Source organism: Halomonas sp. KM-1, assembly GCF_000246875.1.
GTDB classification, from domain to species: domain Bacteria; phylum Pseudomonadota; class Gammaproteobacteria; order Pseudomonadales; family Halomonadaceae; genus Halomonas; species Halomonas aerodenitrificans.
The window spans coordinates 1-6,416 of the sequence record NZ_BAEU01000001.1 but is presented as its reverse complement, the minus strand read 5'-3'; the positions used below and the strand labels follow the sequence as shown (position 1 = coordinate 6,416).

Annotated in this window: 6 protein-coding genes; 3 read left to right on the top strand and 3 right to left on the bottom strand. The window is 66.3% G+C overall.

The genetic code is table 11. The annotated features are described in order from the left end of the window. Both proC and B8115_RS00025 read right to left on the bottom strand, forming a co-directional pair. Nucleotides 1-733: pyrroline-5-carboxylate reductase (gene proC, locus B8115_RS00030; RefSeq protein WP_010625674.1), on the bottom strand; the 733-nt coding region annotated here is incomplete at its 3' end. Nucleotides 734-790: 57 nt separating this feature from the next. Then, nucleotides 791-1,501, bottom strand: a complete 711-nt coding sequence (locus tag B8115_RS00025) for a YggS family pyridoxal phosphate-dependent enzyme (protein ID WP_010625673.1) — start codon at nt 1,499-1,501, stop codon at nt 791-793. Between the two features lie 77 nt (nt 1,502-1,578). Between B8115_RS00025 and B8115_RS00020 the strand changes: the two genes are divergently transcribed. Together B8115_RS00020 and B8115_RS00015 are read left to right on the top strand one after the other, a co-directional pair. After that, entirely contained in the window at nt 1,579-2,613 is a 1,035-nt protein-coding gene (locus tag B8115_RS00020) for a type IV pilus twitching motility protein PilT (RefSeq protein WP_010625672.1), read from the top strand. A gap of 32 nt (nt 2,614-2,645) precedes the next feature. Then, on the top strand, nt 2,646-3,788 hold the full coding sequence (locus tag B8115_RS00015; protein ID WP_010625671.1) for a PilT/PilU family type 4a pilus ATPase: 1,143 nt from the start codon (nt 2,646-2,648) through the stop codon (nt 3,786-3,788). 11 nt (nt 3,789-3,799) lie between these two features. Here the strand turns inward: B8115_RS00015 and B8115_RS00010 are convergent, their stop codons facing one another. Further along, nucleotides 3,800-4,945, bottom strand: coding sequence for an anhydro-N-acetylmuramic acid kinase (locus tag B8115_RS00010; protein ID WP_010625670.1), 1,146 nt, complete (start codon nt 4,943-4,945; stop codon nt 3,800-3,802). 113 nt (nt 4,946-5,058) lie between these two features. Between B8115_RS00010 and tyrS the strand changes: the two genes are divergently transcribed. Then, the gene (tyrS, locus tag B8115_RS00005; RefSeq protein WP_010625669.1) at nt 5,059-6,258 is read left to right on the top strand and encodes a tyrosine--tRNA ligase; all 1,200 of its coding nucleotides are present in this window, start codon (nt 5,059-5,061) and stop codon (nt 6,256-6,258) included. The last annotated feature ends 158 nt before the right edge of the window (nt 6,259-6,416 follow it).

Genomic DNA, 6,416 nt, shown 5'->3' with positions numbered 1-6,416 from the left:
CCATGTGCTCCACGGCACGCTCGGTGGTGCCACCGGGAGACATCACGTTGCGCTTGAGGCGGTCCGGGGTGAGCTCGCTCTGCTGTGCCATGCGCGCCGCGCCGAGCGCCGTCTGGATCGCCAGTCGCCGTGCCGTCTCGGCCGGCAGACCGAGCTTGACGCCGGCCTCTTCCATGGCTTCGAACATCAGGAAGAAGTAGGCCGGGCCGCTGCCGGAAACGGCGGTCACGGCATCCAGCAGGGACTCTTCCGCCACCCACTCGACCAGACCCACGGCCTCGAGCAGCTCGGTGGCCTGGGCGCGCTGCTCGTCGCTCACTTCGACAGTGGCGTACAGGCCGGCGGCACCGGCGCCGACCAGCGACGGCGTATTGGGCATGCAGCGCACCAGCGGCAGGCCGCCACCCATCCAGGCCTGCAGCGACTCGGCGGTGAGTCCCGCCGCCACCGAGATGATCAGCGGGCGCTGGCGCTGCAGGGTGTCGCGCAGCCCTTCGCAGACCTCGCGCATGACCTGAGGCTTCACCGCCAGCACCACGATGTCGGCGTCACGCACCGCGGCCTGGTTGTCGGTGTTGGTGCGAATGCCGTAGCGCTCATGCACCGGCGCCAGGAAGGCATCGCTGGGCGAGGTGGCGGTGATGGCGGTGGCCGGGTGGCCGTTGTCGATCATGCCGCCGATGATGGCGCTGGCCATGTTGCCTGCGCCGATGAAGGTGACTCTGCTGGCCATTGCGATTCGTCCTTCTTCTGTTATCCAGCGACCGGCCACGTGCCGGTGCGAGTGCGTCTAGCGACGCGATGTGTTCCGTGCGCCGAAAATGGCCGTGCCCAGTCGTACCAGGGTGGCGCCCTCGAGAATGGCGGCTTCCAGGTCGTCGCTCATGCCCATCGACAGGGTGTCCAGCGGGGCCTCGGGGAAGCGCTGCTGCAACGCTTCCAGGGCCTGGCGCAGGCGTGCCAGCGGGGCTCGCTGCTCGGCCACGGTTGCCGCCGGCGCCGGAATGGCCATCAGCCCGCGCAGACGCAAGCGTGGCAGTGAAACCACCGCTTGCGCCAGGCTTTCCAGTTCGTCAAAAGCCACGCCCGACTTGCTGGCCTCGCCGCTGACGTTGACCTGCAGGCAGACCTCGAGCGGGCCCAGTGCCTCGGGGCGCTGGTCGTTCAGGCGTCGGGCGATCTTCACGCGGTCGACGCTATGCACCCAGTCGAAGTGCTCGGCCACGGCGCGTGTCTTGTTGGCCTGCAGCGGGCCGATGAAGTGCCACACGATGCCCTTCAGGTCGGCCAGTTCGGTCTGCTTCTCCAGCGCTTCCTGGACGTAGTTCTCGCCAAATTCCCGCTGGCCGAGCTGCCACGCCTCGCGAATCATGCCGGCCGGCTTGGTCTTGCTCACGGCCAGCAGCCGGGCCGCATCGGGCGTGCGTCCGGCCGCCGACAAGGCGGTGGCCAAACGTCGGCGAGCGCTGGCCAGCGACTCGGAAAGCATGGTATCCGTCATCTCAGCCACATGAAGTCCTTCATGTCCGCAAGGTCTGTCATACTCGCTGGAACCTTAATCGGGAGCAGGGGAATCGCATGGATATTACCGAACTGCTGGCGTTCTCGGCAAAACAGAACGCCTCCGATCTGCACCTGTCGGCCGGCCTGCCGCCGATGATCCGCGTCGACGGCGACATTCGCCGCCTCAATGTGCCGGCCATGGATGACAAGGAAGTCCGCAAGCTGATCTACGACATCATGGGCGACCGCCAGCGCCGTGACTACGAGGAGTTCTTCGAGACCGACTTCTCCTTCGAGGTTCCGGGCGTGGCGCGCTTTCGTGTCAACGCCTTCAACCAGGCGCGTGGCGCCGGCGCGGTATTCCGTACCATCCCCAGCGAAGTGCTGACCATGGAGGACCTGGGGCTGGGTGAGGTCTTCCGCCGCCTTGCTCTGCTGCCCCGCGGGCTGGTGCTGGTCACCGGGCCTACCGGCTCGGGCAAGAGCACCACCCTGGCCGCCATGATCGACTATATCAACGATCACCGTTACGACCATATCCTCACCATCGAGGACCCGGTGGAATTCGTGCATCGCAGCAAGCGCTGTCTGATCAACCAGCGCGAGGTGCATCGCGACACCCACGGCTTCGCCCAGGCGCTGCGCAGCGCCCTGCGCGAGGACCCCGACGTGATCCTGGTGGGCGAGATGCGCGACCTCGAGACCATTCGCCTGGCGCTCACCGCCGCCGAAACCGGCCATCTGGTGTTCGGCACCCTGCACACCACCTCGGCGGCCAAGACTATCGACCGGATCATCGACGTCTTCCCCGGCGAAGAGAAAGCCATGGTGCGCTCGATGCTGTCGGAGTCGCTGCAGGCGGTCATTTCCCAGACGCTGCTCAAGCGGCGCAGCGGCGGACGCGTGGCGGCCCACGAGATCCTCATCGCCAACGCGGCGGTACGCAACCTGATCCGCGAGGACAAGGTGGCGCAGATCTACTCGGCCATCCAGACCGGCGGCAACATCGGCATGCAGACACTCGACGCCGCGCTGGCCAAGCTGGTGGCGGAGAACGTGGTCAATCGCGATGAAGCCCAGGCCCGGGCCAAGAGCGCACTGACCAGTTGAGTGTTCGATGATGACGACAAGGGGGTGGGGAGATGAAAGCACAGGAATGGCTTGAGCAGCTGCTCGACATCATGGCCCGGCAGGAGGCCTCGGATCTGCTGATCTCGGTTCAGGCGCCACCCACCATCAAGACCGCCGGCAAGCTCACCGCGCTGGGCGATCAGCGGCTCTCGGTGGAGCAGGTGCGCGAGCTGGTCAACGTGGCCGTGCCTGAAGGACTCAAGGAGCGCTTCGCGCAGGAGCGTGAGGCCAATTTCGCCCTGAGTCTCAGCGGTCGCGGTCGCTTCCGGGTCAGCGCCTTCCAGCAGCGCAATCAGCTGGCGATGGTCATCCGGCGCATCGCCTATGAGATTCCCCATCTCGAAGAACTATCGCTGCCGCCTCAGTTGGGCGAGCTGGCCAATCTCAAGCGCGGGCTGGTGTTCGTGGTCGGCGGTACCGGCACCGGCAAGTCGACCACTCTGGCGTCGATGATCCAGCAGCGTAACGAGACCGTAGGCGGCCACATCATCAGCGTCGAGGACCCCATCGAATACGTGCATCCGCACAAGAAGGCGATCATCAATCAGCGTGAAGTGGGCATCGACACCGAGTCGTTCGAAGTGGCGCTGAAGAACACCCTGCGCCAGGCGCCGGACGTGGTGCTGATCGGCGAGGTGCGCACCCGCGAGACCATGGAGCACGCCCTGACCTTCGCCGAGACCGGCCACCTGTGCCTGGCCACGCTGCACGCCAACAACGCCAACCAGGCGCTGGATCGCATCATTCACTTCTTCCCCCACGAGCGCCACGAGCAGATCTGGCTCGACCTGTCGCTCAACCTGCACGCCATCGTCGCCCAGCAACTGCTGCCCACCCGCGACGGCGGTCGCTGTCCGGCCATCGAGATCCTGCAGCGCACGCCCCTCATCGCCGATCTCATCCGCAAGGGCGACGTGGGCGAGATCAAGAACGTCATGGGCCGCTCCCGCGATCAGGGAATGCAGACCTTCGACCAGGCCCTGTACGACCTCTACAAGGCGGGCAGGATCAGCGAGGAAGTGGCCATGGTGCACGCCGACTCGGCCAACGAGCTGCGCATGATGATCAAGTACGGCGACGAGAAGAGCGACGTGCTGGCCAAGGCGCAGGAGTCGGCGCAGCGGCTGTCACTGCGCGACGACGACGACTTTTAGCCTCGAATAGTTTAGGGCGCGTAGACGCCGCCGAGGATGCGCGGGCCGGCAGCGCCGGTGACGCTGGGCAGGTTGCCGGGCAGCCCTTCCAGGCGGCGCCAGGCGAGCCAGGCGAAGGCGCCGGCTTCCAGCCAGTCGGCCGGCCATCCCCAGTCGCTGCTGGGTACCAGGGCGGTTTCCGGCAGGTGGCGGGCCAGACGGCCGAGCAGATCGCTATTGTGGGCGCCACCGCCGCAGGGGATCAGCGCCGAGGCCGGCGGAGCGCCGGCCAGCTCGCGTGCCATCTCGATGCCCAGAGCCACACTGGTGGCGGTCAGCTCCGCCAGGGTTGCCTGCACGTCAGCAGGACTCTCCTTTCCCGTGAGATGGCCTTCGAGCCAGTCGAGGTGGAACACCTCGCGCCCGGTGCTGCGCGGCGGTGGGCGATGAAAGAAGGGCTCGGCAAGCAGGCGCTCCAGCAGGGAGTCATCCACCTGGCCCGAAGCGGCCCAGGCGCCGTCGGGATCGTAGCGGCCGCCACGATGGCGGGCGTGCCAGGCATCCAGCAGCGCGTTGGCCGGGCCGGTATCGAAGCCGATCACCTCGGCCTCGCTCTCCGCGGGGGGCAGCAGGGTCAGGTTGGCGAAGCCGCCCAGGTTGAGCACCAGCTGCCACTGCCCCGCACGCCGAAACAGCGCCTCGTGGAAGGCCGGCGCGAGCGGAGCGGCCTGACCGCCGGCGGCCAGGTCACGACGGCGAAAGTCGGCCACCACCGTGCAGCCTGTCAGCTCGGCCAGCAGGCTGGGATTGTCGAGTTGAAGCGTATAGGCCGGCCCGTCGGCGTGGCCCCAGGGGGCGTGCTCGATGGTCTGGCCGTGGCTGCCGATGGCGGCAATCTCGCCGATGGCGATGCCCTTACCTTCGGATAGATAGCCTTCGAGCAGATGCTGGACCGCGACGGCCTGAAGCCGGCAGAAGGCATCCTCGGCGCTGGCCAGCTCGGCAAAGGCGACCCGTTCGGCCTGGCAGAGCTCGAGCAGCTGCTCGCGCAGCGCTTCGGGCATCGGTTCGGCGTGGGTGGCAAGCAGGCTCGCGCTCCCCGTGGAATCGATCTCGACCAGGGCGGCATCGATGCCGTCCAGGCTGGTGCCGGACATCAGACCAACGAATAGTGGCATCTCTACTTCTCCCTAAGGCTGGGGGGACCGCGAGGCATCAAGTCATGCTACCATCGTGCCCCATTCGATGGACCCAGCCCGCACGGGCGATCAACGTATTTGGAGTGGGAGAGATGAGCGAGGTCGCAAGCGCACTGGCGCTGCTGAAACGAGGCACCCAGGAGATCCTGCTGGAGGACGAGCTGATCAAGAAGCTCGAGTCCGGCCGCAAGCTGCGCATCAAGGCGGGCTTCGATCCCACGGCTCCCGACCTGCACCTCGGCCACAGTGTGCTGCTGACCAAGATGCGCCAGTTCCAGGATCTGGGCCACCAGATCATCTTCCTGATCGGCGACTTCACCGGGCGCATCGGCGACCCCACTGGCAAGAACGTCACTCGTAAGCCGCTCACCGAAGAAGAGGTCCGTGCCAACGCCCAGACCTATAAGGAGCAGGTGTTCAAGATCCTCGATCCCGACAAGACCGAGGTGCGCTTCAACTCCGAGTGGTTCGGCGAGCTCACCGCGGCCAAGATGATCGAGCTGGCCGCCCAGAGCACCGTGGCGCGCATGCTCGAGCGCGACGACTTCGACAAGCGCTACAAGTCGGGTCAGCCGATCTCCATTCATGAGTTTCTCTACCCGCTGGTGCAGGGCTACGACTCCGTGGCGCTCGAAGCCGACGTCGAGATGGGCGGCACCGACCAGAAGTTCAACCTGCTGATGGGGCGCGAGATCCAGAAGCACTTCGGCATGGAGCCGCAGGTGGTCATCACCATGCCGCTGCTCGAAGGTCTCGACGGCGTGCAGAAGATGTCGAAGTCGCTGGGCAACTACGTCGGCGTCGACGAGGCGCCGGGCTCGATGTTCAACAAGCTCGTCTCCATGCCCGACAGCCTGATGTGGCGCTACTTCGAACTGCTCTCGCTGAAATCCAACGAAGAGATCGAAGCGCTCAAGCGCGACGTCGAGGCCGGTGCCAACCCGCGCGACATCAAGATGATCCTCGCCCGCGAGCTGATCGGCCGCTACCACGGCGAAGAGGCCGCGGCCAATGCCCACAAGTCGGCCGGCAACCGCCTGGCCGAAGGCGAGCTGCCCGAAGACCTGCCCGAGGTAGAGGTCGACTTCGAGGGCAGCGCCCAGGCGCCCATCGCCGCGGTGCTCAACCGGGCGGGGCTGGCCAACAACAGCGCCCAGGCCAAGGACATGCTGGGCAACGGTCGGGTCAAGGTCGACGGCGAAGTAGCGGCCAAGGATGCCATGCTCGACACCGGCAAGAGCTACGTGATTCAGGCCGGCAAGAAGCGCTATGCCCGGGTCACGCTACGCTGAGTCATTCCACCGGCTCTCAGGCCAACTGATGACAAGTCAGTTGCTCTACCGACGCCCGCCCCGTGCGGGCGTCGTCGTCTTCACTCCTGGGGCAAAACCATCCACAGCCCCTCGCCTGCGAGCGGCTGTGGATAGCTGACTCGCCCGCGTCTCGTCAC